Here is a 4,260-nt window from a genome sequence, read left to right as displayed (position 1 = left end):
AGGCGCCATTGGCCGCGAGCAGCTTGCGCAATTCGTCATAGACGAACCAGGTCTGGGCCGCGATCGGGCCGTCCCGGCTGTCGGGGTGGCTGCGTCCGGTGGCCAGGAACCGGCCTTCCTCGGGCACGTCGTCGAACCCCTGCACCAACGGCTTGCCCGGCTCGGTGGTCTTGATCGGGATATGGCCGGCGGTAAAGAGCAGTTCGCCCGAAGCCACCGCCTGGGAATAATGCGAGGCCGAGGGCAGGCGGGGATCGTAGACCGCTGACATCACCTCGCGCTCGGGCCGGCCAGGATGGGCGCCGGGCACGACCGCGATGGCGTCAATGCCGATCCAGTCGAACGGGCCGCCAACCACCTGGCCAACGCCCAGGCCGCTGCTGGGCGCGGGCTTGGGCTGGAAGCTGGCGCGGGCCTTTTCGTAGCAGGGAAAGAAGCGCTTGTCCCGCTGCCACACATGCTGGCGCAGGATCTGGTTGTCGCGCGACCCGCTGGCCGCCAGCACGGCGTCGAGCGAGGAATGCACCGCCCAGGCATCGGCCGTGACCTCGCCTTCCACGCTGTCGGGCAGGCCATAGCCCTGCCGGCGGGCCTGGCCCGCCTCGGGCAGGTCTGCAAAGCCGGATGGGCGTTTGCCCGCGGTGCCGGGACGCACGCCGGACAGAAACACCAGCCCGTCATGCTTCACGGCCACCGGATAAAGCGGCAATATCGGAATAAGATCGGGCGCATGTACGGCCTGTTTCATCAATTTCCTCCTCCACGGTGATTGGCCCGCAGACGCAGGAAGACGGTGATGGGGCATCACCTCGCCCCTGCGGACCCCGGCTAGACTAGGTGGGGGCCCCGTCTGCGGGAATAGCGTTTCGTGGTATCGGCGCTTATGCGTCATCGGCATGAGTCAGGCGAGGGGTTCGATGCTAACCACATGGCGCACGCTTTGATGGGAGATGACCATGCCCGCCATTCCTTTCCTCGATTACTGCCGCATCGAGCGCGTTGAGACACCGGGCGAAAAGCCGCGCTTCGAGGTCGATGCCGTGGCCCCGCTCACCAATTCTCGCGATGCGGCCCATGGCGGCCTGCTCATGACCTTGCTCGACGTGACCATGGGCCAGGCCGTGCTGGCCGAAACCGAAGGGGCGACGTCCTTTGCCACCATGGAAATGAATGTCAGCTTCCTGCGCCCCGGCCATGGCCGCATCGCTGCCACTGCCACGGTGCTGCGCACCGGGCGCAATGTCGCCTTCGCCGAAAGCGAGGTGCGCGATCAGGCCGGGGTGCTCGTCGCCAAGGCTTCGGGGCTTTTCAAGCCGATCTTTTGAGCCGCCGCGCCCCGGCCGGGCCGGCCGCCGGCAAGATCTTGCCGGCGACGCTGTAGATCCCCGAGCCCAGCCCATCAATTGGCGCTGGGCGTTGAAAATACGTCACGGAAGCGCCTTGGTATCCGCCGCTCGGTCATGCCCGCGAGGCGCATGATCGGGCGGGGGAGGTTTCCGCATGCCCGGATTAATCGGGGATTAACTATAAATATTTAGATATGGCAGGCAGTTGCCGGGCGCTGGGGGCTGCCGGCGGCAATGGTTCGAGTGTGAGTTTGCGGTATGAGCACAGTGGCCTCCCTGTCATCGGCCCGTTATCGCCAATCCCTGTTGCGCGGCGTCCTGCTCGTCGGATTGGTGAGCCTTCTGGTCAGCGGATGCGCCTCCAACCGCACCGGCGTGACCCGGGAAGCCCATATCGTTACCCCTAGCGAATCCGTGGTGCTGCCCCCTCCCGGCGGGCCGGCCATCTTCAAGGTGGTGACCACCGACTACCCCAATGCGGTCAAGCAGGACATCTGGCTCGAAACCACGGCCCGCTCCGTGGGCGAAAACAAGATTTCCGTCATCCGCTTCACCGACAAGGGGGGCGATGGCAGCGATGCACGGCTGGTGGATGTGCCCTTCACCCATGTGAACCTCACCGAGGAGGCGCTGGCCGCCTGGCCGGGCAGCGGCATGGCGGTTTCCCCCTATTACGTCCAGAACGATTATGGCGCCTTCGGCTATGCCATCGCCAAGCCGGCCAATGGCGATACCTGCATCTATGCCTGGCAGCGGATCGATCCCACCCTCAAGCCCTCGGGCATGGTCGATCGCGGCACCATCGTGGTGCGCTTGCAGATGTGCCGGCAGAACACCACCGAAGAGCGGCTGCTCGAGATCATGTATAATCTGCGGCTCAACACCGTGGTCTTCCCGCCGGGCAAGGTTACCCACCGCATCGGGCGCGGCGCGCCCATCCGTCCCCTCGGGGTGGAAGGCTTTGCCGAGGTCATCGAGACCGGTGCGCCGGTCCGGCCTGCGGCCAGCCGCCCGGCCGCGCCCGCCCGGCCCGCTTTGCCCGTGGTTCCGGCGGGAGCGCCCATCGTGCCTTCGCCGGGCGCGGGGGGTGCGGGCCCGATAGTTCCTTCTCCATCCACCGGTCCCGCCAGCGGGCCGAGTGTCCCGCGGCCGCCTTCCAATGGCGTCTGATCCTTCCAGAACCGGCAATATTGCGACATGACGAAAGCCTTTACGATCCTGGTCTGGTTGGTGGTCGCGGCGGCGATGTTCGTCGTGATCACGCTGCCGGTGAGCCTTCAGGTGCATCTGGTCACCGCCGGAGTGCTCATCCTGGCCATGGCGGCCATCAAGCTCCTGCGCCTGGGGGAGAACTGGCGCCTCTTGCTCCTGACCTTCGGCACCGTCATCGTGCTGCGCTACGCCTTCTGGCGCACCACCAGCACCCTGCCGCCGGTGTACCAGCTCGCTGACTTCATTCCCGGCCTGATCCTCTATCTCGCCGAGATGTACTGTATTCTGATGCTGTTCCTCAGTGTCTTCGTCGTCGTCCATCCCATGCCTTCGCGCCCCTCCGTACGCCTGGCCAAGGACGACCCCGTGCCCAGCGTGGACGTCTTCATCCCTTCCTATAATGAGGATTATGATCTGCTGGCCGGCACCCTTGCCGCCGCCAAGGCTATGGACTACCCCGCTGATCGCTTCACCGTCTGGCTGTTGGACGATGGCGCCACCCAGGCCAAGCGCGACGATCCCAATCCCGATCTGGCTGCCGCCGCCCAGGAGCGCCATGAATTGCTGCAAAGGCTCTGCGACGAGCTCGATTGCCGCTATCTGACCCGCGCCGCCAATGAATTTGCCAAGGCCGGCAATCTCAATAACGGTCTGGCCCATTCATCGGGCGAATTCGTCGCGGTCTTTGACGCCGACCATGCCCCGGCGCGCGATTTTCTTCAGGAAACCGTGCCCTTTTTTGCCCGCGACACGCGCCTGTTCCTGGTCCAGACGCCGCATTTCTTCCTCAATCCCGATCCCTTGGAGCGCAATCTGCGCACCTTCGAGGAAATGCCCTCGGAAAACGAAATGTTCTATGGCGTCATCCAGCGCGGGCTCGACCGCTGGAACGCGGCCTTCTTCTGCGGTTCGGCGGCGCTGCTGCGCCGCGAGGCGCTGGAAACCACCAATGGCTTTTCCGGCCGCAGCATCACCGAAGATTGCGAAACCGCGTTGCAGTTGCACAGCCGTGGCTGGAACAGCATCTATGTCGACAGGCCGCTCGTGGCCGGGTTGCAGCCGGCCACCTTTGCCAGCTTCATCGGCCAGCGCACCCGCTGGGCCCAGGGCATGATGCAGATCATGCTGTTCAACTTTCCCCTGTTCAAGCCGGGCCTGCGGCTCACCCAGCGCCTCAGCTACCTTTCCAGCACGCTGTTCTGGCTCTTTCCGTTGCCGCGCCTGATCTTTCTCTTCGCGCCCTTCTGCTACCTATTCTTTGATCTGCAAATCTTTACCGCCTCGGGCGGGGAATTCGCCGCCTATACGCTCACCTATGTGGTGGTGAACCTGGTGATGCAGAATTCGCTTTTCGGGCGCTGGCGCTGGCCGTGGATTTCCGAGCTTTACGAATATATCCAGTCGGTGCACCTGTTCGGCGCGCTGCTCTCGGTGCTGCGCAATCCCAGCAAGCCCGCCTTCAAGGTGACGGCCAAGGACGAGAGCGTGGACAAGTCGCGTCTCTCCGAACTATCGCGCCCCTTCTATCTCATCTTCCTGCTGCTGATCGCGGCGCTGGCCATGACCCTCTACAAGATCGGGGCCGAGCCTTATCGGGCGGAAGTCACCATGGTGGTGGGCGGCTGGAACATCCTCAATCTTATCCTGGCCGGCTGTGCGCTGGGCGTGGTCTCCGAGCGACGCGAATCCCGTTCCAGCCGCC

4 protein-coding genes are annotated in these 4,260 nt (G+C 64.5%); 3 read left to right on the top strand and 1 reads right to left on the bottom strand.

The genetic code is table 11. From position 1 onward, the window contains the following. On the bottom strand, positions 1-748 hold a 748-nt coding region (locus VDP82_RS14615; protein WP_323015571.1), incomplete at its 3' end, for a hypothetical protein. Between the two features lie 208 nt (positions 749-956). Between VDP82_RS14615 and VDP82_RS14610 the strand changes: the two genes are divergently transcribed. The 3 genes from VDP82_RS14610 to bcsA all read left to right on the top strand — a co-directional run. After that, positions 957-1,325 carry a PaaI family thioesterase gene (locus VDP82_RS14610; protein ID WP_323015570.1) on the top strand — a complete coding sequence of 123 codons (369 nt, stop codon included), beginning with the start codon at positions 957-959 and terminating at the stop codon, positions 1,323-1,325. A 279-nt stretch (positions 1,326-1,604) separates the two neighbouring features. Further along, positions 1,605-2,516, top strand: coding sequence for a cellulose biosynthesis protein BcsN (bcsN, locus tag VDP82_RS14605; RefSeq protein ID WP_323015569.1), 912 nt, complete (start codon positions 1,605-1,607; stop codon positions 2,514-2,516). A 27-nt stretch (positions 2,517-2,543) separates the two neighbouring features. Next, positions 2,544-4,260, top strand: a 1,717-nt coding sequence (bcsA, locus tag VDP82_RS14600) for a UDP-forming cellulose synthase catalytic subunit (RefSeq protein ID WP_323015568.1), incomplete at its 3' end; no start/stop codon positions are given.

The organism is Devosia sp. (genome assembly GCF_034675085.1).
Taxonomy (GTDB): Bacteria; Pseudomonadota; Alphaproteobacteria; order Rhizobiales; family Devosiaceae; genus Devosia.
The sequence above is the reverse complement of the archived record's forward strand: the minus strand, read 5'-3'. Positions and strand labels throughout refer to the sequence as shown.